At 66.6% G+C, this 19,970-nt stretch carries 22 protein-coding genes; 10 read left to right on the top strand and 12 right to left on the bottom strand.

The window, feature by feature from the left end:
- Positions 1-197 precede the first annotated feature (197 nt).
- The 3 genes from ACNQR1_RS13290 to ACNQR1_RS13280 are packed head-to-tail and all read left to right on the top strand — an operon-like array spanning position 198 to position 2,844.
- Positions 198-1,046: an SDR family oxidoreductase gene (locus ACNQR1_RS13290; RefSeq protein ID WP_418046656.1), complete on the top strand. Its 849-nt coding sequence runs from the start codon at positions 198-200 to the stop codon at positions 1,044-1,046.
- Positions 1,043-2,545: a class I adenylate-forming enzyme family protein gene (locus ACNQR1_RS13285; RefSeq protein WP_418046654.1), complete on the top strand. Its 1,503-nt coding sequence runs from the start codon at positions 1,043-1,045 to the stop codon at positions 2,543-2,545. The genes ACNQR1_RS13290 and ACNQR1_RS13285 overlap by 4 nt, the downstream gene beginning before the upstream one ends.
- Positions 2,542-2,844, top strand: coding sequence for a hypothetical protein (locus ACNQR1_RS13280; protein WP_418046652.1), 303 nt, complete (start codon positions 2,542-2,544; stop codon positions 2,842-2,844). Before ACNQR1_RS13285 ends, ACNQR1_RS13280 begins: the two co-directional genes overlap by 4 nt.
- Positions 2,845-2,857: 13 nt before the next feature.
- On the opposite strand, the gene ACNQR1_RS13275 is transcribed toward ACNQR1_RS13280, so the two are convergent.
- Positions 2,858-3,493, bottom strand: coding sequence for a TetR/AcrR family transcriptional regulator (locus tag ACNQR1_RS13275; protein ID WP_418046650.1), 636 nt, complete (start codon positions 3,491-3,493; stop codon positions 2,858-2,860).
- Between the two features lie 90 nt (positions 3,494-3,583).
- On the opposite strand from ACNQR1_RS13275, the gene ACNQR1_RS13270 reads away from it, so the two are divergent.
- The 3 genes from ACNQR1_RS13270 (at position 3,584) to ACNQR1_RS13260 (ending at position 5,680) form a co-directional block, all read left to right on the top strand.
- Entirely contained in the window at positions 3,584-3,865 is a 282-nt protein-coding gene (locus ACNQR1_RS13270; RefSeq protein WP_418046648.1) for a nitroreductase/quinone reductase family protein, read from the top strand.
- 74 nt (positions 3,866-3,939) lie between these two features.
- Positions 3,940-5,343 carry an IS1380 family transposase gene (locus ACNQR1_RS13265; RefSeq protein ID WP_011768002.1) on the top strand — a complete coding sequence of 468 codons (1,404 nt, stop codon included), beginning with the start codon at positions 3,940-3,942 and terminating at the stop codon, positions 5,341-5,343.
- A gap of 166 nt (positions 5,344-5,509) precedes the next feature.
- A complete protein-coding gene (locus ACNQR1_RS13260; RefSeq protein ID WP_418046646.1) occupies positions 5,510-5,680 on the top strand; it encodes a hypothetical protein in 171 nt (56 codons plus the stop codon).
- Positions 5,681-5,713: 33 nt separating this feature from the next.
- On the opposite strand, the gene ACNQR1_RS13255 is transcribed toward ACNQR1_RS13260, so the two are convergent.
- From ACNQR1_RS13255 to ACNQR1_RS13220, 8 genes are all read right to left on the bottom strand, one after another.
- A complete protein-coding gene (locus ACNQR1_RS13255; RefSeq protein WP_418046644.1) occupies positions 5,714-6,451 on the bottom strand; it encodes an SDR family NAD(P)-dependent oxidoreductase in 738 nt (245 codons plus the stop codon).
- 53 nt (positions 6,452-6,504) lie between these two features.
- Positions 6,505-7,581, bottom strand: a complete 1,077-nt coding sequence (locus tag ACNQR1_RS13250; protein ID WP_418046642.1) for a phosphotransferase — start codon at positions 7,579-7,581, stop codon at positions 6,505-6,507.
- A gap of 61 nt (positions 7,582-7,642) precedes the next feature.
- On the bottom strand, positions 7,643-8,845 hold the full coding sequence (locus tag ACNQR1_RS13245; RefSeq protein ID WP_418046640.1) for a cytochrome P450: 1,203 nt from the start codon (positions 8,843-8,845) through the stop codon (positions 7,643-7,645).
- A 114-nt stretch (positions 8,846-8,959) separates the two neighbouring features.
- Positions 8,960-9,973, bottom strand: coding sequence for a LacI family DNA-binding transcriptional regulator (locus ACNQR1_RS13240; RefSeq protein WP_418046638.1), 1,014 nt, complete (start codon positions 9,971-9,973; stop codon positions 8,960-8,962).
- Positions 9,970-11,316 (bottom strand): MFS transporter, encoded by a 1,347-nt coding sequence (locus ACNQR1_RS13235; protein WP_418046636.1) that lies wholly within the window; start codon positions 11,314-11,316, stop codon positions 9,970-9,972. Before ACNQR1_RS13235 ends, ACNQR1_RS13240 begins: the two co-directional genes overlap by 4 nt.
- 81 nt (positions 11,317-11,397) lie before the next feature.
- Positions 11,398-11,931 (bottom strand): alkyl hydroperoxide reductase AhpD, encoded by a 534-nt coding sequence (gene ahpD / locus ACNQR1_RS13230; protein WP_418046635.1) that lies wholly within the window; start codon positions 11,929-11,931, stop codon positions 11,398-11,400.
- A gap of 2 nt (positions 11,932-11,933) precedes the next feature.
- On the bottom strand, positions 11,934-12,521 hold the full coding sequence (locus tag ACNQR1_RS13225) for a peroxiredoxin (protein ID WP_418046633.1): 588 nt from the start codon (positions 12,519-12,521) through the stop codon (positions 11,934-11,936).
- A gap of 118 nt (positions 12,522-12,639) precedes the next feature.
- On the bottom strand, positions 12,640-13,302 hold the full coding sequence (locus ACNQR1_RS13220) for a nucleoside/nucleotide kinase family protein (RefSeq protein ID WP_418046631.1): 663 nt from the start codon (positions 13,300-13,302) through the stop codon (positions 12,640-12,642).
- 87 nt (positions 13,303-13,389) lie between these two features.
- Here ACNQR1_RS13220 and ACNQR1_RS13215 point away from each other — a divergent pair, with 87 nt between their 5' ends.
- The 3 genes from ACNQR1_RS13215 to ACNQR1_RS13205 all read left to right on the top strand — a co-directional run bounded on the left by ACNQR1_RS13215 (position 13,390) and on the right by ACNQR1_RS13205 (position 17,324).
- Positions 13,390-14,823, top strand: a complete 1,434-nt coding sequence (locus tag ACNQR1_RS13215; protein ID WP_418046629.1) for a peptidase — start codon at positions 13,390-13,392, stop codon at positions 14,821-14,823.
- A gap of 27 nt (positions 14,824-14,850) precedes the next feature.
- A complete protein-coding gene (locus tag ACNQR1_RS13210) occupies positions 14,851-15,399 on the top strand; it encodes a DUF4333 domain-containing protein (RefSeq protein WP_418046627.1) in 549 nt (182 codons plus the stop codon).
- A gap of 92 nt (positions 15,400-15,491) precedes the next feature.
- Positions 15,492-17,324: a fatty acyl-AMP ligase gene (locus ACNQR1_RS13205; protein ID WP_418046625.1), complete on the top strand. Its 1,833-nt coding sequence runs from the start codon at positions 15,492-15,494 to the stop codon at positions 17,322-17,324.
- A gap of 137 nt (positions 17,325-17,461) precedes the next feature.
- On the opposite strand, the gene ACNQR1_RS13200 is transcribed toward ACNQR1_RS13205, so the two are convergent.
- Genes ACNQR1_RS13200 through ACNQR1_RS13190 form a run of 3 tightly spaced genes read right to left on the bottom strand, consistent with a single transcriptional unit; the run spans position 17,462 to position 19,082 of the window.
- Positions 17,462-18,208: an alpha/beta fold hydrolase gene (locus ACNQR1_RS13200; protein ID WP_418046623.1), complete on the bottom strand. Its 747-nt coding sequence runs from the start codon at positions 18,206-18,208 to the stop codon at positions 17,462-17,464.
- A 30-nt stretch (positions 18,209-18,238) separates the two neighbouring features.
- Positions 18,239-18,607, bottom strand: coding sequence for an STAS/SEC14 domain-containing protein (locus ACNQR1_RS13195; RefSeq protein ID WP_418046621.1), 369 nt, complete (start codon positions 18,605-18,607; stop codon positions 18,239-18,241).
- Positions 18,608-18,662: 55 nt separating this feature from the next.
- Positions 18,663-19,082, bottom strand: a complete 420-nt coding sequence (locus ACNQR1_RS13190; protein WP_418046619.1) for a hypothetical protein — start codon at positions 19,080-19,082, stop codon at positions 18,663-18,665.
- Positions 19,083-19,212: 130 nt separating this feature from the next.
- Between ACNQR1_RS13190 and ACNQR1_RS13185 the strand changes: the two genes are divergently transcribed.
- Positions 19,213-19,962 (top strand): potassium channel family protein, encoded by a 750-nt coding sequence (locus ACNQR1_RS13185; RefSeq protein ID WP_418046617.1) that lies wholly within the window; start codon positions 19,213-19,215, stop codon positions 19,960-19,962.
- Positions 19,963-19,970 lie beyond the last annotated feature (8 nt).

Below are 19,970 nucleotides of genomic sequence, written 5' to 3'. Positions count from 1 at the left end.
CGCCTGTACTGGCCGGGAGGGCTCCGACCTGCATACCGAGGGCCTATGGCGACACGAGCGAACGGGAGTGGTGGACGCCGTTTCCGCGGGCGGTGCACGCCACGATTACGACACTTGCTAAAAATGAGAATGCCAATACCATTTCGGTACGGTTGACACACGGCGCATAGCGGACGCTGCGCTCGACGAGGAGGACCATGTCCAGCCAGCAGGAGTCATTCACCGATCGCACGCTGGTCGTATCGGGCGGCAGCCGCGGTATCGGACTGGCGATCGCGCTCGGCGCCGCCCGCCGCGGAGCGAACGTGGTGCTGCTGGCCAAGACCGCCGAACCCCACCCCAAGCTGCCCGGCACCGTGCACACCGCGGTTGCCGAGGTGGAGGCCGCGGGCGGCAAGGGCGTCGCGGTCGTGGGCGATGTGCGCAAGGAAGAGGACGTGGCCCGCGCGGTCGAGACCGCGGTCGAGCACTTCGGCGGCGTCGACATCGTGATCAACAACGCCAGCGCCATCTCGACCGACCCCACCGAGACGCTGTCGGCCAAGAAGTTCGACCTGATGATGGACATCAACATCCGCGGCACCTTCCTGCTCACCAAGGCCGCGTTGCCGCACCTGCGAAAATCCACCAACGGGCAGGTGCTGACCCTGGCCCCGCCGATGAACATGAACCCCTACTGGCTGGGCGCCCACCCCTCCTACACCCTGTCCAAGTACGGCATGACACTGCTGTCTCTGGGCTGGGCGGCCGAGTACGCGGACGCGGGCATCGGTTTCAGCTGCCTGTGGCCCGAGACCTACATCGCCACCGCCGCGGTGACCAACCTCGCCGACGGCGACAAGATGGCCTCACAGTCCCGTACCCCCGAGATCATGGCGGATGCGGCCGTGGAGATCCTGTCGCGCCCGGCCGCCGAGGTGAACGGTCAGACCTTCGTCGACTCGGAAGTGCTCACCGCTTCCGGTGTCACCGACCTCTCCCGCTACGGCGGCGGGGATAATCCGATCATCGACATCTTCATCGACGCGCCGGGACAGGGCCTATGAGCATCTCGCTACTGCTGGAGATGGCGGTCTCGGGTGGAGGAGACCGCACCGCAGTGGTGTCCGACGATCTCCGCCTGACCACCGAGGAACTCAGCGCTCTGGCCGACGGCGGCGCCGGTGTGATCGCGGCGTCCGGGGCAGCCCACGTGGCCTATGTCGGCACCGGCGGCGCGATGCTGCCGTTGCTGCTGTTCGCCTCTGCCCGTGCCGCTGTTCCGTTCACCCCCCTGAACTACCGCCTCAGCCGAGACGGTCTGCACGAACTGATCGAGCGGCTGCCCGAGCCGCTGGTGGTCACCGACGCCGAATACGCCGATGTCGTCGCCGGAGCGGGCAAGCAGGTCATCACCTCCGAGGAGTTCCTGACCGCGGCGCGCGACGCTGAACCCGCAGCCGAGTTCGCCGACCCCGACGCGGTCGCGGTCGTGCTGTTCACCTCGGGCACCACCTCACGTCCCAAGGCCGTCGAGCTCACCCACAACAACCTCACCAGCTACATCACCGGAACAGTCGAATTCGCCTCGGCGGCAGAGGAAGACGCCGCCCTGATCTGCGTCCCGCCGTATCACATCGCCGGGGTCAGCGCGGCCATGTCGAACCTGTACGCCGGCCGGAAGATGGTCTACCTGCGCCACTTCGACGCCGGCAGATGGGTCGAGCTGGTGCGCACCGAAGGCGTCACCTCCGCGACGGTGGTGCCGACCATGCTGGACCGCATCGTGACCGCGCTGGAGTCCGCCGGCCTCGAGCTGCCCACCCTGCGCAACCTCGCCTACGGCGGCTCCAAGGTGGCGCTGCCCCTGGTTCGCAAAGCACTTCAGCTGTTGCCGAACGTCGGCTTCGTCAATGCCTACGGACTGACCGAAACCAGTTCCACCATTGCCGTTCTGGGCCCCGACGATCACCGGGAAGCGCTGGCTGCCGAGGATGCGGCCGGCGCCCGGCGGCTCGGATCGGTGGGCCAGGTGGTGCCCGGCATCGAGGTCCAGATCCGGGCCGACGACGGTACCGTGCTGGGTTCCGGTGAGACCGGCGAATTGTTCGTGCGGGGTGAGCAGGTGTCGGGCCGTTACACCGACATCGGGTCGGTTCTCGACGACGAAGGCTGGTTCCCCACCAAGGACGTCGCGATGCTCGACGAAGGCGGCTACCTGTTCATCGGTGGACGATCCGACGACACCATCATTCGCGGCGGGGAGAACATCGCCCCGGCCGAGATCGAGGATGTGCTCGTCGAGCATCCCGAGGTGCGCGACGTCGCCGTCGTCGGCCCCGAGGACCCCCAGTGGGGACAGATCATCGTGGCCGTCGTGGTGCCGGTCGAGGGCACCTCCCCCGACCCGGATGCGTTGCGCGATCATGTGCGCAAGCAGTTGCGTGGTTCACGTACCCCTGACCGGGTCGTGTTCCGCGACGAGCTGCCCACCAACCCGACCGGCAAAGTCCTGCGCCGCCAACTCGTCGACGAACTCGCACCAGCCTCTAAGGAGTCAGCATGATCAAGAACGGCACCCGCCTGCAGAGCCAGGTGTGCGACACCCAGGTCATCGTGGTGCGCAGCGCCGACAGCCTCGACGACCTCCGCGCCGGCGGTGTCGCGATGGTCCCGCTCGACGCCGAAAAGGATTCCGGCGCAACGATCGACGCGGCGTTCTCGGATGGCAACCTGATGGGCAAGCGCTACGTCGACGACGGCGGCGCCGAGGTCCTCGTCACCAAGGCCGGAGCCGGCACCCTGTCGGTCGGCACCACCGCGCTCAGCCTCAAAGAAGCCAAGCCCCTGCCTGCCAGCGACTAAGTCGACGCCGGGGCTAGGACTGCATCAGACTCGCGGCAACCGTCGCGGCCTCGGCCGCGCCGGCCGGCAGTGGAGTAGCCGCGGCGGCGCGTAGACCGTCGAGCAGCAAGGCAATTTGGCGGCGGGCGACCGCAGCGGCATCCGGGCCGCCATTGTCGGCCAGGCAAGCATTGAGCCAAAGCGCTGTGAACAGGTCGTCGACGGTGACGTCAGCACGCAGCGAACCGTCGGCCTGAGCGCCGGCGATCAACCGTGAGCCGAGTTCCAGACTGGCCTGGCAGATCTGCTCGATCGCCGGCGAGGCGTATCGCGAGGTGCACATGGCATCGCTGAAGGCATGATCGCCGGCTTGCAGATCACACAATCCAAAAATGAAGGTGGCGAAGCGATCCCACGCTGAGCCGGCGGACAGCGCGCGCTCGGACAGGTCCTCCAGCGTCTGCGCGAGCAGGGCGGGCAACGCTGCGTCGATGAGGTCCTCGCGAGTCGCGAATCGGTTGTAGAGCGTCCCGATGCTGACCCCGGCGCGCGCCGCGATCGCTTCGAGCGGAGCGCCGAGTCCCCGCTCCTGAAACTCGCCCTGCGCGGCTTCGAGCAGTTTCTCGCGATTGCGGCGCGCATCGGCGCGTAACGCGCGTTGTGCAGGCATCGCACCTCCAGAATTAACTTGACACGCACCCTCAATATAGCGTTAGGCTGGGCGGCATAACTTGAGCCTGTTCCTCAATTTGGAGAAACCGTGAAGCTGCCCTGGTACATCAAGCCCGGCAACAAAGCGATCGTCGCGCTATCCCGGCTCGGACTCAGCTTCGGCGCAAAGGGTCCCGTGATCCTCACAGTCACCGGACGTAGATCCGGACGACCCCGCGCCACACCGGTCACACCCATGTTCGTCGACGGCAAGCAGTACGTCGCGGCGGCACCGGAGGCCGCGTGGATCGCAAATGTGCGGGCCGACCAGACCGCGACGCTAAGCCTCGATCCACCGATGAATTGCCTGTGTAGGTGGGTGTCGATATAAGGAAAGTGCCCCTTGAGCTGGGAGGATTGGTGTTCTCTACGCATCAATCAGGCCAGTTAAGAAAGGCACTTCCAGTGCAAGTGTCCCACGGGTTCGCTGCGTCGTCGGCGGTCTTCGATGAGGATCATCTCGTGTCGTGCGCCGGACTGGTGCCGGTGATGACACTGGCTGAGCAGACCGGCCTGCCGAATCTGTTGGCTGACAAGATCTTCATCCCCGCGCCGAAGATCAAATCCGGGTCAGCGAATCCGGCACCGAAGCTGGCCACGGTGATCGCCGGGATGTGCGCCGGCGCCGACAGCATTGATGACCTCAACATCGTCCGGGCCGGGGGCATGAAAACACTCTTCGGCGATGTGTACGCACCATCAACCATCGGAACCCTGTTGCGGGAGTTCACCTTCGGACACGCACGCCAACTCGAATCAGTCCTGCGCGAACACTTGGCCGCCCTCTGCCGGCGCGTTGAGTTGCTACCCGGATCCGACAGCGGTGTGTTCATCGACATCGACTCCCTGCTACGACCGGTCTACGGCCATGCCAAACAAGGCGCCTCCTACGGACACACCAAAATCGCTGGCAAGCAGGTCCTGCGCAAAGGACTCTCGCCGTTGGCGACCACGATCAGCACCCCCGGTGCGGCGCCGGTGATCGCCGGGATGCGGCTGCGGGCCGGCAAGACCGGCTCCGGTAAAGGAGCCGGTCGAATGGTCGCCCAGGCCATCACCACGGCCCGAGCGGCCGGGGTCACCGGCCAGATCCTGGTCCGCGGCGATTCGTCCTACGGCACCCGCGCCGTCGTCGGCGCCTGCCGACGCCATGGTGCGCAATTCTCGGTGGTCATGGGCCGCAACAGCGCGATCAACCGGGCCATCAACGCCATCGACGACGCGGCGTGGACACCGGTGAAATACCCGGGCGCGGTGCGTGATCCCGACACCGGAGAGTGGATCTCTGATGCCGAAGTCGCCGAAATCAGCTACACCGCATTCGCGGCCACCACAGACCGCTTCACCGCCCGACTGGTGGTACGTCGGGTCAAAGATGCGCGCTTCCGCGACGCCCTGTTCCCGGTCTGGCGGTATCACCCGTTCTTCACCAACACCGACCTACCAACCGCCGACGCCGACATCACCCACCGTCAACACGCGATCATCGAAACTGTCTTCGCCGACCTGATCGCCGGCCCCTTGGCCCACATGCCCTCCGGGCAATTCGGCGCCAACTCCGCGTGGGTGCTCTGCGGGGCCATCGCCCACAATCTGCTGCGCGCCGCCGGTGTGCTTGCCGGTGGAGCGCACGCAGTGGCCCGGGGAGCCACCTTGCGACGCACGATCATCACCGTCCCGGCACGGCTGGCCCGACCGCAACGCCGACCCATCCTGCACCTACCCAGCCACTGGCCCTGGACCGAGCACTGGCTCACCCTGTGGCGCAACACCATCGGCTACAGCCCACCCGCTACCGCAACCGTCTAACCGTCGCCGAACAGGCCCCACCGAAGCACACAGGAAAAGCTGGGCAGACCAGCGGCTACATCCTGCCCACCCCACAAACCGCCGTCAGAATCACCGTCGAACCACACCACTCAAGTCAGTCCACGGATTGAGGCTAAGTCGGGGTCGTCGAGTCGAGCAGGTACGGGTGATCGAACTTTCCGACGAGGAAGCCAGACCACTACTTCGCCTGCTGCCCAGCCTGATTCCCGGCTGGGTCGGCTTCCTTCGTCAGGGCGGACTGGTGACCGACGGTGGCCCCGAAGAGTTCGAGGCGCTGCTGGGGCGGATGCCGATCTTTCGGATGGACCCCGCGTAGGTGCGCCATGCCGCAACCGCCGCCACAGGCGAATCAGGCGTGACGGCTGGTCACTCCCCCATCCACGACGAGTTGCGTACCGGTGATGAACGACGCCTTCGGTGACATCAGGAACGCCACGGCTGCCCCGATCTCGTCGGGCTGCCCGAGCCGGCCCAGCGGCGCGGCCTGCTCGAAGCTCGCACGGATCTCCTCGACGTCCAACGCGATCTGCAGCATCGGGGTGTGGATGAAGCCGGGGCACACGGCATTGACACGAATTCCCAACGGGCCCAACTGCGCAGCCATCGACCGCGTCATACCGAGCAAGCCCGCCTTGGAGGCGCAGTAAGCCGGGATGAACGGGTTGGCGGCCAGACCCTCGATGCTGGAGATTCCGACAACTGCGGGCGATCCACCGTCTTTCGCGGAGCTCTCCAGGTGAGGTAACAGCAGCTGCACCAACAGCGCCTGCGCGCGCAGATTCACGTCGAGCACCGCGTCCCAGGAATCCTCGGTGTAGGCACCCACCGGTTCGGGGAGCACGCGGCCCGCGGCATGCACCAGGCCGTCGATACCGCCGAGCGCCTGGGCCGCCTCCTCGACTGCCGCCGACAGAGCAGCGGTGTCGCACACGTCGATCACGGCCGAGGGCATACCCAGGCCGTCGGCCACATCGCGGACCTCGGGGGCTATGTCCCACAACGCAACCCGCCGACCGTCTGCGATCAGCGCCTCCGCGCTGGCCCGGCCGATCCCCGACGCTGCACCTGTCACCACCACACCTGTCATGCCGGACAGGTTAGGGGCTGGACGGCGATCCGGGGCGATTTTGGTTATACCGGCTAACCGACGAGATCGGCCAGCGCCTGCGCGGTCTGCAGATCCTCGTACGCGGCCGAATATCGCTGCGCCAGCGCCAGTGCGATGTCGGGCCGCTGCCACAGCTCGCCTGCGCTGGCGGTGGCCAGCCAGGTCATCAGGCCGTGGGCCACCGAGGCCCGGTAGCGCAGCCAGATCTCATCAGGCGATGGCAGTTCGTCGGCGGGCAGGCCCAGCTCGTCGCGGTACTCCTCGAGCAACTGGCGTTCGGACACCCGGCGGTCTTCCGTGGTCAACGCGCCCTGCAGGAAGTAGCCGAGATCCAGGGAGAAGTTGCCGTGGCGGGCCACCTGCCAATCGAGGAACCCGACGTTCCCGTCGGGCAACAGGTAGGTGTTTCCGACGTGCGGATCGCCGTGCAGCAGGGTCTGGGCGGTGCCCGGCACGGTGAGGGTCTGGATGAAGGGCTTCCAAATCCCTTCCACCAGATGGTCGATCGTCAGTGCGTGAACCGATGCCGGGGCATCGTCACCCAGCCGCTCGAGCGCAGCGGGCAAGGGCGCCCACTGCATACCGTCCCACGGCACGAACGGCTCAAGCCACTCCAGACCGGGACGGCGCACGCGCTCGCCCCAGAACGCACCGTGCAGCCGGGCCAGACCGCGCACGCCGTGCGCGGCCTGTTCCACCGTCAGCGGGCGGGTGGCATCGCGCGGATCGGCGGCACGGGCGGTGAGGTCTTCCATGATCAACATGAAGTCTTCGTCACCCTCGTCGACCGGCGCGGCGTACACCGTCGGATGTTCCAGCGGGAGGTCGACTTTCGAGTTGAACAACCTGGGCTCGTGCAGCAGCCCGCTGGTGTACTTGATCATCTCCTTGTGGCCGGGGTCGACGGCCTTGGCGAACACCGTGGCAGGCCCGGTCGGCCCCGGCTTGTACGTGACCGACAGGCGCGCCCGGCGGTTGGTGCCGTCGTCACGCATGTCGATGGTCACGCGGTCCACCACCACATCCGGGTGATGATCGGCCAACGCTGCCGTCAACCACTCGGGCGTGACCTGGGCCCAGTCCTTGGGGACGGTCAGCGCAGCCGTCATGCGGTTGCCTCGCAGGCTCGACTTCCGCTTGTCCAGCTACGGTTCGCTCCGCAAGTGCCGCTCACGGGATCAACGCCGGCATCGAATCCCACCCGCGGACAGTCGAAGTCGGCGACAGCACGGCGCTGTCGAGATCGACTTCCCACTCCGGGAAGCGCTTGAGCATCTCCTCCAGCGCGATCCGGCCTTCGAGTCGCGCGAGCGCCGAGCCCAGGCAGTAGTGGGTGCCGACGCTGAACGCCAGGTGCTGGTGCTGCTCGCGGTGGATGTCGAAGACCTCGCCGTCGGGTGGGAACTGACGGCTGTCACGGACGGCCGCACCGATCAGCATCATCATCACGCTGCCCTCGGGGACCGTCTGGCCGTGGAGCTCGACGTCGCGGGTGACGTAACGGGCCACATGCGGGGCCGGCGGCTCGAACCGCAGCAGTTCCTCGATGGCCTGCGGGATGAGCGCGGGGTTCTCGACCAGCTGGCGCCGCTGGTCCGGATGTTCGGCGAGCACCTTTGCCGCCCAACCGATCAGCCGCGTGGTGGTCTCGTTGCCCGCGCCCGCCACCACGTTGATGTAGATGAGCAGTTCCTCGCGGGTGAGCTTGCGGGTGACACCGTGTTCGTCGGTGAATTCGACATTGAGCAGATCCGTCATGATGTCGTCGGACGGATTGTCCTTGCGCCAGTCGATGTAGGTCTCGAAGATCGAGCCGTCGACCAGGCCATCCTGGGCTGCCTTCATCGGCTTGCCGGCCTCGGTCCGCAACTGATCGTTGCCGTGGTCGCGGATCATCTCCTGGTCATCCTCGGGGATGCCCAGCAGCGCGCTGATCACGCGCATCGGCATGATCGCGCCGAAATCCTTGATGAAGTCGACCTTGCCCGCGCCCACCAGCGGATCCAGGGACTGTGCGCAGAATTCCCGGATCTTGGGCTCCAGCGCATTGATCTTGCGCGGGGTGAACATCCGGGCCAACAGCTTGCGATGCACGGTGTGGATCGGTGGATCCTCGAAAATCAGGGCACCCGAAGGGATGTCGATGTTGGCCTTGATCAGTTCGATGATCGCACCGCGAGCCGAACTGAAGGTCTCGTGGTCGACCAGGCCCTTGTTGACGTCGGCGAAACGGCTCAACGCGTAGAAGTCGTGCTGCTCGTTGTAGTACAGCGGCGCCTCGTCGCGGAGCCGGGCGAACGTCGGATACGGGTTGGCGTTGATCTCGACGTCATAGGGATCGAAATACACGTCATTGGTGGTGCTCACACTCACGGCGGTCCGCCTCTCTGAGGGCTGCGGAGAGTTACTTACCCGCGTAAGTTACACGTCGGGGCCACCCCCGGACAAGGTCCGTACGGGTTACGGTATGCCGTTCGCGTGTGGTGCTCAGGTGCTGTCGCGCACGATGAGCCCGGCAGGGTCGTTGTCCTCGACGTCGGCGACCGTGGGGTATCCGAGTTCGGCCATCATGGCCGGCACCGCGGCATCGACGATGGTCTTGGCGTCGAATACGACAGAGGTCAACGGCGGGGAACTCACCGCACCCAGCGGTATCGCGTCAACTCCCATGACCGCGAGATCGTCAGGGCAGCGCAAGCCGGCCCGCCGTATCCCGTGCAGGACCACGAACGCCGTCTCATCGCTTTGCGCACACACCGCCGTCACCCCCGCGGACACCCATCTCGACACGACAGCGGCCGCATCGGACCCGTCGGTGGCGATGCTGTCGACCTTGATTTCGGGCAGGCCTTGCGCGTCGGCGGCAACCCGAAGACCCGACAACCAGTAGTCGCCGAGCGGCCGCAGCACCTCGGCGCCGGAATAGGCGAAGCCCAGGCGCGTGTGTCCCCGCGACATCAGATGCTCCACCCGCATCGCCCCGACCGTCAGATGCAGAGACCCGAGTGCGCGTAGCTTCTCGCTGCCCAGGTAGATCTGCGGGATCCTCGCCGCTTCGACTGCCGCCGCAGCGGCCCCGGTGAGCGGGAACACGCCGGCAACGGCCACCGGGTTCAGGTTCGCAACCGCGTCGACGATGTTCTGACCGTCGTCGGTCTCAAGCTGCATCGACAGAACGATCCCGTGTCGGCCGAGCGCGGTGGTGAGCCGACTGCCGACCTCCAGGGGCAGTTCGCCGAGATCGGTGCGCGGCACGATATAGAGCACCACACCGCTGGCGCCGACCGCGAGGTTGCGGGCCGCCAGGTTGGGCCGGTAACCGAGTTCGGCCGCAGCCTTGCGCACCGCCGCCTGGGTCTGCTCCGAGATACGTTGCCCCTGAACATTGTTCAGCACATAGCTGACGGTCGCCGTGGAGACGTTGGCCAGCCTGGCAACGTCGGCTTTCGTCGGGCGGACCCCGGCCTTCGATCCTGCCGGGCGTCCCCTTGTCGTGCTCACGATGTCATCGTGGCACGTTGCTGCCCGGTTGGGTCGCCCACACCCGAAAGTGGTCGCCCCGCACTCTCGCGCAAGGTCAGCACGGCGACCAGCGACACGATGGCCGCGGCAACGAGATACAGCGCGGGCGCCAGGTTGTTGCCGGTCGCTGCGGTGAGCCAGGTGACCACATATGGGGTGGTGCCACCGAACAAAGCCACCGCGATGTTGTAGCCGATCGAGAAACCGCTGTAGCGCACGCGGGTGGCGAACAGTTCGACGCCGGCGGTCACCGCAGTCGCCACGTAGACCGATTCGATCGCGGCCAGCACACAGTGCCCGGCGATCGCCGCCGCTACCGATCCCGAATTCATCAGCAGGAAAAGCGGATACGCACACACTGCAAACCCCACCGAGCCCGCGATCAAGAGCGGCCTGCGCCCGATCCGGTCCGACAGCGCGGCCAACGGCAGGATCAGGATCAGCGCCACCAGGCTGGCCAGGGTGATGGAGACGAACGCCTGGGTCTTGCTGAAGTGCAGCGCCTTGATGAAGTAGGTCGGCAGGAAGGTGAAGACGACGTAGTAGCCGACGTTGAACACGATGAACAGGCCGATGACTTGCAGGATCGCCCGGCGGGCGCTGCCGATCGCTTCGCGCAGCGGCGACGTGGCCACCCGATCGGCCTCGTCGAGTTTGGCGAATTCGGGCGTGTCGTCGAGCCGCAGCCTGATGTAGAGACCGACCAGGCCGAGTGGCGCGGCCACCAGGAACGGGATACGCCAACCGTAGGTCTCCATCGCCTCCGGCGGCAGAAATGCCTGCAACACCGTGACGGTGACCGAGCCCAACAGGAAGCCCAGCACCCCCGACCAGGCGATGAACGTGACGGTGAAGCCGCGCCACCGGTTGGTCGCGTACTCAGCGAGATATACTGCGCCGCCGCCATATTCACCGCCCGCCGAGAACCCTTGCAGGCACCGCAGCAGGAGCAGCAGCAACGGCGCGGCCACGCCGATCGTGCCGTAGGTGGGCAACAGGCCGATGCCCAGCGTGGCAGCCGACATCAACAGGATCACCACGGCGAGTACGCGCTGCCGCCCCAGCCGGTCCCCCAACGGACCAAAGACGAAGCCGCCGAGCGGACGCATGAAGAACGCAGCCGCGAAGATCGCGAAAGTATTGAGCAGTGCCGCTGTTTCGTTGCCCGACGGGAAGAAGTTGGCGGCGATGTAGGTCGCCAGGAATCCGTAGATGGCGAAGTCGAACCATTCCACCGCGTTACCGATGGACGCGCCGGTGATCGCCTTGCGCACGGTGGCGTCGACGCGTGGGGTGCGGGTACTTCTCTCCGGTGCCGTCAACAGAAAACTCGCCTCTCGGATCGCGAGAGGCGAGTTTAGCTGTTGGGTTATGCGCTTAAGCCCCTTTCCGGGGCCTGGGCATCAGACCTCGGCGAGTGCGTCCGCGGTGAGCAGCGCCTGGGCCACCCCGGACACGATCGAAGCCAACCGAATGGCCTCGAAGATCGTCGTGCGGGACACCTCGGCGTCCCGCAGTACGGTCTCGTGCGCCGACAGGCAGTGCGAGCAACCGTTGATCGCCGACACCGCCAGCGACCACAGCTCGAAATCCTCCTTGGGCACACCGGGGTTGGCGATGATGTTCATCCGCAGGCCTGCCCGCAGGTCGTCGTAGCGACCGTCGAGCTGCCCCTTGGTGCGGTAGAAGACGTTGTTCATCCCCATGATCGCCGCAGCGCCGAGGGCGCCGTTGTAGGCCTCCGCGCTCAGCACGTCGAGGGCGTCCTCGGAGATCTCCTTCAGCAGCCGCTCCGACTTGGTCGCCGCGGCGGTGGCCACCAGGGCGCCCCACAGCTGCTGCTCGTTGAGCTCGGTCGACTTCACGATGCTGCCGAAGTTGAGCTTGAGGTCCTTCGCGTACTCCGGAAGGGCTTCCTTGATGTTGTCGATGCTCATCGTCAGACCGCCTCGGACAACAGCTCACCGGCGTTGAGCGTCGGGTCGCCCTTCTTCCAGTTGCATGCGCACAGCTCGTCGGACTGCAGGGCGTCGAGCACTCGCAGCACCTCGTCGACGTTGCGGCCCACTGAGCCGGCGGTCACCGAGACGAACTGGATCTCGTTGTTGGGATCGACGATGAAGGTGGCGCGGTCGGCCACTCCGTCGGCGTTCAGCACGCCGGCCGCCTCGGTGAGCTCACGCTTGAGGTCCGACACCATCGGGAACGGCAACTTCTTCAGATCCTCGTGCTGCGCGCGCCACTGGAAGTGGACGAACTCGTTGTCCACCGACACTCCGATCACCTTGGCGTCGCGATCCTCGAAGTCCTCGTTCAGCTTGCCGAACGCGGCGATCTCGGTCGGGCACACGAAGGTGAAGTCCTTGGGCCAGAAGAAGATGATCCGCCACTTGCCCTCGTCGTCCTTGTTGGTGACGCGGGTGAAATAGTCATCGGGCTGCTTGGCGTCGACCTTGGACAGATCTCCGCCAACCACGGCCGTCAGGTCGTATTCCGGGAACTGAGAACCAATCGACAAAAGTGCCATCGCAACCTATCCAATCTCGCATGTTTTTTCTGGAATGATTCCAGATTTACAACTCGATTCTGGCCGCGGCTGATACTTATAGCAACTCCGTCAGGCGTGATTATCCACACAAACGACATCAGTGTGAGTCGGGCATCACGGAGTCGACGGATACCGCCAGATCGGCCCGCGCCGCGGTGCCTGCCACCAGCCGCGCATTGGGCTCGTCGACCTCGGCAACCCAACGACGTGCCTCGTCGGCCCGCTTGCCGAAAGTGATGTGCCGGGCCACCAGACGCGCGACGCGCACATCGTCTTGTATTGCGCAGTACCAGATTTCATCGATCTCGTGGGCTACCGACGACCACCCGGGGTCGTCCAGCAACAGGTAATTTCCCTCGGTGAGCACCACGGCCGCATCCGGGAGCACCGGGATCGCGCCGGCGATCGGCTGCTCGATCTCACGCTCGAAGCCGGGGGCGTAGACCAGCTCGGTGCCCGCGCGGATGCGGCGCAACAACGCCGCATAGCCGGCAACGTCGAAGGTGTCGGGCGCACCCTTGCGGCCGAGCCGGCCCAACCGGCGCAGTTCCACATCGGCGAGATGGAATCCGTCCATCGGCACGTGGGCCACCGCGCCTGCGCCGAGTCGCTCCCGCGCGGCCGCGACCAATGCGTCCGTCAATGTGGATTTGCCCGCGCCCGGCGCCCCCGTGATCCCGATGACGGACGTGCCCGGCATCGCCGCGCGGGCCAGCACCCGGGCCAGCAGATCGTCGAACGTGCACATAACGGGTGCCATTGTCGCGCAGGTCATCGACGGCCCGTGCCGCGCAACCGCACGAGCAGGTAGAACTGGCTGAGGCGGATCGCACGGAAGGCGGCTCAATTGGCGAGGCTTCGCTGGTGGTTCGGTCTGGTCTGTTGTGCGGCACTGCTGGCCGGCTGCGGGAACGCCACGGTGATCGAGGGCCGGGCGACCTCGATGCTGTTCCTGCCGGACCGCGTCGGCGGCCTCCCGGTGACCGACGGCCACAGCGGCATCCGGCCCGATGCCCCCGGACCCACCCGCCGGGCCGAGAACACCGACGGCGGCCAGATCGACGACCTGGCCCTGCTCGCCGTCGACGACATCGAGGACTTCTGGTCGCAGAACTACACCGGCGGCTCTCTGCCGGGGACCTTCACCCCGGTGTCCCGGCTCGTCTCGTTCAACTCCGACCTGTCCCCCGGCCTCCAGATCTGCGGGGAGGACACCGTCGGGCTGACCAACGCCTTCTACTGCCTCAAGAGCGACGTGATGGCCTGGGACCGCGGCGTGGCGATTCCCGTTGCGGCACAGTATTTCGGCCAGATGGGCGTGGTCGGGGTGATGGCCCATGAGTACGGCCATGCCGTCCAGCAACAGGCACGGCTGATCAACGAGAGCACGCCCGTACTGGTGGCAGAACAGCAAGCCGACTGCCTGGCCGGGGTCTACCTGCGCTGGGTGGCCGCGGGCAAGTCCCCGCGCTTCGAGTTGAGCACCGGCGACGGACTCAACCACGTGCTGGGCGGTCTGATCTACATCCGCGATCCGCTGATGACCCGGGTCGACGCCACGCTCACCGGCAACGAACACGGGTCGGCGCTCGACCGGGTCAGCGCCTTCCAGATCGGCTTCAGCGGCAACGTCGACCAATGCGCGGCCATCGACTCCGACGAGATCAAGAAGCGCCGCGGTGATCTGCCCAAGTTCCTCGACTTCTTCGGCGGAGCGCAGGGCGGCAACAGCACGATCACCGAGAATCTGCTCGACAACACGATGCAGTCGCTTCGAAGTGTCTACGCACCCGCCAACCCGCCGTCCTTGAGCACCGAGCCTGCCGCATGTCCTGACGCCGGGCCGTCGCCACCGGCGTCCTACTGTCCGGCGACCAACACCATCGTGGTGGATCTGGACGGGCTGAAAGCCTTGGGAGAGGCCAGGAACGAGAACGACGAGCAGGAGCTCCTACAGGGCGACAACTCGGCGATCTCCGTCCTTACGTCGCGCTACGCGCTGGCCGTGCAACACGAGAAAGGCCTGGCGCTCGACACTCCGGTGGCCGCCATGCGCACCGGCTGCCTCACCGGCGTCGGGCAGGCCAGGATGGCCGAGCCCGGTCTGCCGATCACGCTGTCAGCCGGTGACACCGACGAGGCGATCAGCAGCCTGCTCACCAACGGTCTGGCCGCCAGCGACGTCAACGGCCGGGTGCTGCCCGCCGGGTTCACGCGCATCCTCGCCTACCGGTCCGGCCTGCAAGGCGATGACGCGCAGTGCTACCAACGGTTCGCGTGAGCCGATGAGCCGAATCGAGGAGAGCCGATGAGCGGTCCCGAGCAACCGTGGTGGGCACGGCCGGGCGGCGCACCCCTGCCGGGCGGCACGCCGGCACCGGGACCTCGCCATCCGCAGTGGCCCGCGCGGACGTCACCACCCGGGCGACAGCCCCCGCCACCGCAGCACCAGGCACGACCGGCGACACCTCCGCCACCGCGCACACCGCAGCCGCCTTCGCGACCCACACCCACACCCACGTTCTCCGACCGGCGGTTGTATGTGGGTGCCGCCGTCGCCGTCGTGGCACTCGCCGTGATCGGCACCGGCGTGTGGGCGTGGAGCCGCTCGGACGCCACGGGCACCCGGCTCGACGTCCGTCAGGCCGAGGCCGGGGTGGCGCAGATCCTGTCCGATCCCATCAACGGCTACGGGGCCAACCGCGTCGTCGCGGTCGCGTGCAACGACGGGAAGAATCCGGTGGTGCGGACGGGAGCGACGTTCACGTGCGCGGTCGAGATCAACGACACACTGCGCAGGGTGATCGTGGAATTCACGGACAATAACGGGACTTATGCAGTTGACGGGCCCCGATAGAGAGACGCACGCCACATTTTCGGTACCCCGTGACAACCCACACGCGACCACGCTGCCAGGCTTTATTAGAGCCGCTATTAGTCTTACCGGTTATGGGTCGGGATCCCGCTGCAACCAGTGCTGTTGATTCGTCGGCGTCGAACATCGAGAACTACGTTCGCGACGACGGCACGATCGTCGTGCCCGACGGCGTCACACTGACGTCGTTCCTGGATCGCAACCGGTTCATCTACGGGGACGAGCCGTCATACCGCTTCCTCGACTACTCGACCGATCCGGATGGCCGTGCCGTCGAGCTCAGCTGGAACGCCCTGTGGGCGCAGGTGTGCGCTGTCGGCGCCCGACTGCAACAGGTCACCAAGCCCCGCGACCGCGTGGCGATCCTGGCTCCGCAGGGGGTCGAATACGTCGCGGCCTTCTTCGCGGCGGTGCACGCCGGCAACATTGCCGTCCCGCTGTTCGCGCCGGCCCTGGCCGGTCACACCGAGCGGCTGGCCGCCGTGCTGGCCGACGCCAGGCCCACCGTGGTGCTCACCACGACCGCAGCGGCCGAATCGGTCCGCACCTTCATCAAGACCCTGCCGGCCGCCGAGCGGCCCCGCATGATCGCCGTCGACGCCGTCCCCGACACCCTGGCCGAGATGTACGTCAGCCCCGAGGTCGATTCCGACGACATCGCTTACCTGCAATACACATCGGGGTCGACCCGGACCCCGGCCGGTGTGGAGATCACCCACCGCAACGTGTGTACCAACGTCATCCAGATGATCCTGGCCGGCGACCTGGACACCGGCATCCGCAGTGTCAGCTGGCTGCCGCTGTACCACGACATGGGCCTGATCATGATCATGTTCCCGGCGCTGTGCGGCGGCCACATCAGCCTGATGGACCCGATGGCGTTCGTCCGCCGCCCATACCGCTGGATCAAGCGGCTCGCTGAAGAGGCTGCCCACGGTCGCACCTTCGCCGCTGCCCCGAACTTCGCCTTCGAGCTGGCCGCCGAACGCGGCCTGCCGCCGCAGGGCGAGACCCTGGACATGACCAACGTGGTCACGCTCCTCAACGGCTCCGAGCCGGTGACCATGGGCGCCGTCGAGAAGTTCACCTCGGCGTTCGCCCCGTACGGGCTGCCCGCCACCGCGATCAAGCCGTCGTACGGCATGGCGGAGGCCACGCTGTCGGTGGCGAGCATCGCTCCGAGTGCGGCCGCCGGCGCGGTGTATCTCGACCGCGACCAGCTGAGCGCCGGGCGCGCCGTCACGGTCGCGCCGACCGACGAGGGTGCCGTGGCACACGTGTCGTGCGGCCAGCCGATCCCGAACCAGTGGGCGGTCATCGCCAGCCCCGACGGCGACGAGGTGGCCGACGGCACCGTCGGCGAGATCTGGCTGCACGGCAACAATGTCGGACAGGGGTACTTCGGCCGCGCCGACGAGACCGAGCGGGTGTTCGCCAACAAGCTGCAGACCCGGCTGACGACCGGTAGCCACGCCGAGGAGGTGCCCGACAACGGCCATTGGCTGGCCACCGGCGATCTCGGGGTCTACCTCGACGGCGAGCTGTACCTCACCGGCCGGATCAAGGACATGATCCTGATCGACGGGCGCAACCACTACCCGACCGACATCGAGACCACGGTCAGCGCGGCGTCACCCGCCGTGCGCTCCGGCTACGTCGCGGCCTTCTCCGTGGTCGGGGACCGCGGCGAGGAACTGGTGGTCGTCGCCGAACGGGCCGCGGGTGCGGGCCGGGCCGAGCCCGAACCGATCGTCGATGCGATACGCGCGGCCGTGTCACGGCACCACCAGATCCGGGTGGCCGACGTTCGGATGGTCGCCGCCGGCGTGATCCCCCGCACGACGAGCGGCAAGCTGGCCCGAAATGCTTGTCGCGTCGAGTATCTGAGCGGGAAGTTCAACAAGTAGGCGGCCGGTAGTTCGGCGACGGTCGACTCCGCCGAACTCCCCGCTCGGCTGCCTGCTCGCCGAAATCGACACCACGGTTGTTGCGAGCGACGCTCAGCAACCATGGCGTAGATCTCGGCGACGCGTGCGTTCTCGCGTCAGTCGAGTGATTCCCAGAACTGAGAAAGCGCAGCCGCACCTTCAGCCGGGTCTTGCACCATCCACCAGTGGTCCAAGCCGTCGAGCACGACCGTGGCGGCACCGGCCCGGTCGGCCGCGCGGCGCCGAATTTCCTCCGTCCCGACGTACGAATCCGCCGTCGCCAGCAGCGAGAGACCGGGGCGAGCAGCCGCCCGCTCCAACCCACCGCCGGTTTTGGCCATGTCGCCGGGATCCCCGGCCGAGCGGTACAAGCGCAGGGTCGCCTGCCCCATCTCCGGCCCCTGAGCTTGTGCCATCGACGCAGCAATGTCCTTCGGCAGCAAGGCGGCCCAGAGGGCCGTCCGGTCCTGGACCGTGCCACCCAGCATGTTCTCGACGAGACGCTCGCCCTTGCCGGGCGTCCGCCACGCCTGGGCCGTGTCAGGCCAGACGTAGTCGGGGTCGAATACTCCGACGATGTCACTTGCCCAACTGCGCACGAGGTCAGCTCGATGCATCATCACGTTGACCACATGCACACCGCCCCAGTCGTGCCCGACAAGGTCGACCGGTTCGTCGATGGCCTCGAGCTCGCGTTCCAGCCAGTCGCGGTAGGCCACGTACGTTGCCGAAAACCCGTCGGGCAACGGAGCCCCGAACCCTGGCGGCGACAACCGCACGACATCGTGGCGTCCGAGTGCGTCGACCAACGGGCCCCAAATCGCGTCAGACTCCGGATTGCCGTGCACGAGAACGATTGTCATGACGACATCGTGACACGGCCGACGCCGGTCTCAGCCTGCTGCCCACTCCTTGGCCGCGTCGAGCTCGCCCAGCCCGAAGACCTTCAGCTCCCCCGGAATCATCCACGCGAACGCGTGCATGGCGTGGGCGACCCACTCCATGTCGGATACCACGGCGATCCGTTTGAAGGCGGCGTGATGGCGCAACAGCACACCGAGGCCGAGCTTCAAATCCTCGACGAGCCCGCCACTTCCGAACCCCTCATAGTCCGGGGAGATGACCTCGACGATCCGGATCTCACCGGTCTCCAGCAATTCGTCCATCGTCGGCCGGAATTCGCGCAGATCGTCACCGCGCACTCGACCCGACACTCGGATACCGAACACACCCTCGGGCATGTCGGGAAGGACGTCGATCATCGGTTCTCCTCCCGTCTCACACCTCGAGTCTGCACCCGACCGACAGTGCCTTGACTCAGGATCGCGAAGACTCCCAGAGACCGGATATCTCCGACGGCACGTTCTCAGGTTTGACGGCGCTCCTCGTCCACCCGCCGTGGGTACCCGGAGCGATCCGGTAGACACCGCCGTCGCCCGAATACACCCACAGCTGTTGGGGTTCGGTGGGCAGCCAGGTGATCATCACACCGTCGCGTGGGCTGTAGGACGAATGGTCGTGGAAGACCTCTTTTCCGGCATTGTCCCGCACCACCGCGACCCAGGGCTTCACCCCGTTCTCCTCGGTACCCTCCTCCGCGAAGGCGGTGTAGGTGCCCGAAGGAGACGTCTGAGAGTGGCCGGGGGTGATGGTCTGCCCGGACGCTTCGTCGCCCTTACCGCAACCCGACGCGATTACCACCACTGCCGCGATCAACGCGACAATCCGCTTACTCACCTGTGTCCGATCCCCTTCCGCGCCACCCGCGCGTCGTACGCCTCCGCCGCGCCTCGGCGAGATGGAACGATACGGCGTCACCGGCGGGGTTGCGCGTGCCCGTCGCCGAGTGGTGCCGCACACTTTTGCGATGACGACGCAGCAGCGCCTCGACAGATGGGAAGCACGCGCCGAGTGGCCGCTGGCCTCGGTGGCGGCGGTGTTCCTCGCCGCATATTCGGTGGAGGTGCTGGTTCAGCCGCACGGGCTGGCGGCCCGGGCCGTCGAACTGGCGACCTGGCTCACCTGGGCGGTGTTCACCGCGGACTATGCGGCCCGGCTGTACCTGTCCGACGACCGCAAGCACTGGTTCCGGACCCACCTTGTGGATCTGGCGATCGTGCTGCTGCCGCTTTTGCGGCCACTGCGGCTGCTCCGCCTCGTGGTGCTGATCGGGGTGATCCAGAAAGCCGTCGGCCATGCGATCCGCGGCAAGGTCATCCTCTACACGATCTCGGGTGCGGTACTGCTGGTGTACGTCGCGTCGCTGGCTGTGCTGCAGGCCGAGCGTGGGCACCCCGACGCCCACATCACCGATTTCGGCCAGGCGATCTGGTGGGCGATCACCACCATCACCACGGTCGGCTATGGCGACATGTATCCGGTCACCACCACCGGACGAGTCATCGCCGCGCTGTTGATGATCGGCGGGATCAGCCTGGTCGGTTCGATCACGGCGACGATCGCTTCGTGGATCGTGCAGACCGTCGCGGTTGACGACGCTGCCACTGCGGCCGTCACGGCGGCGCACATCAATGACCTGCGGGCCGAGATCGCGTCGCTACGTGCGGAGTTGCGGGCGCCGGTCGCCGAGGGTTCGGTAACCGAGCATCGACCGTGATCACCACG

The sequence above is a fragment of the Mycobacterium sp. 48b genome, assembly GCF_048282725.1.
Classification (GTDB): Bacteria; Actinomycetota; Actinomycetes; order Mycobacteriales; family Mycobacteriaceae; genus Mycobacterium.
Note: the sequence above shows the minus strand (reverse complement) of the source record. Positions and strands in the feature narration are given on the sequence as shown.

Excerpts from the sequence above, each read along its gene's own strand:
- ahpD (WP_418046635.1), bottom strand. The coding sequence starts at position 11,931 with ATGAGCATCGACAACATCAAGGAAGCCCTTCCGGAGTACGCGAAGGAC.
- ACNQR1_RS13255 (WP_418046644.1), bottom strand. The coding sequence starts at position 6,451 with ATGACAGGTGTGGTGGTGACAGGTGCAGCGTCGGGGATCGGCCGGGCC.
- ACNQR1_RS13200 (WP_418046623.1), bottom strand. The coding sequence starts at position 18,208 with ATGACAATCGTTCTCGTGCACGGCAATCCGGAGTCTGACGCGATTTGG.
- ACNQR1_RS13250 (WP_418046642.1), bottom strand. The coding sequence starts at position 7,581 with ATGACGGCTGCGCTGACCGTCCCCAAGGACTGGGCCCAGGTCACGCCC.
- ACNQR1_RS13275 (WP_418046650.1), bottom strand. The coding sequence starts at position 3,493 with ATGCCTGCACAACGCGCGTTACGCGCCGATGCGCGCCGCAATCGCGAG.
- ACNQR1_RS13290 (WP_418046656.1), top strand. The coding sequence starts at position 198 with ATGTCCAGCCAGCAGGAGTCATTCACCGATCGCACGCTGGTCGTATCG.
- ACNQR1_RS13205 (WP_418046625.1), top strand. The coding sequence starts at position 15,492 with ATGGGTCGGGATCCCGCTGCAACCAGTGCTGTTGATTCGTCGGCGTCG.
- ACNQR1_RS13210 (WP_418046627.1), top strand. The coding sequence starts at position 14,851 with ATGAGCGGTCCCGAGCAACCGTGGTGGGCACGGCCGGGCGGCGCACCC.
- ACNQR1_RS13220 (WP_418046631.1), bottom strand. The coding sequence starts at position 13,302 with ATGGCACCCGTTATGTGCACGTTCGACGATCTGCTGGCCCGGGTGCTG.
- ACNQR1_RS13195 (WP_418046621.1), bottom strand. The coding sequence starts at position 18,607 with ATGATCGACGTCCTTCCCGACATGCCCGAGGGTGTGTTCGGTATCCGA.
- ACNQR1_RS13225 (WP_418046633.1), bottom strand. The coding sequence starts at position 12,521 with ATGGCACTTTTGTCGATTGGTTCTCAGTTCCCGGAATACGACCTGACG.
- ACNQR1_RS13280 (WP_418046652.1), top strand. The coding sequence starts at position 2,542 with ATGATCAAGAACGGCACCCGCCTGCAGAGCCAGGTGTGCGACACCCAG.
- ACNQR1_RS13285 (WP_418046654.1), top strand. The coding sequence starts at position 1,043 with ATGAGCATCTCGCTACTGCTGGAGATGGCGGTCTCGGGTGGAGGAGAC.
- ACNQR1_RS13185 (WP_418046617.1), top strand. The coding sequence starts at position 19,213 with ATGACGACGCAGCAGCGCCTCGACAGATGGGAAGCACGCGCCGAGTGG.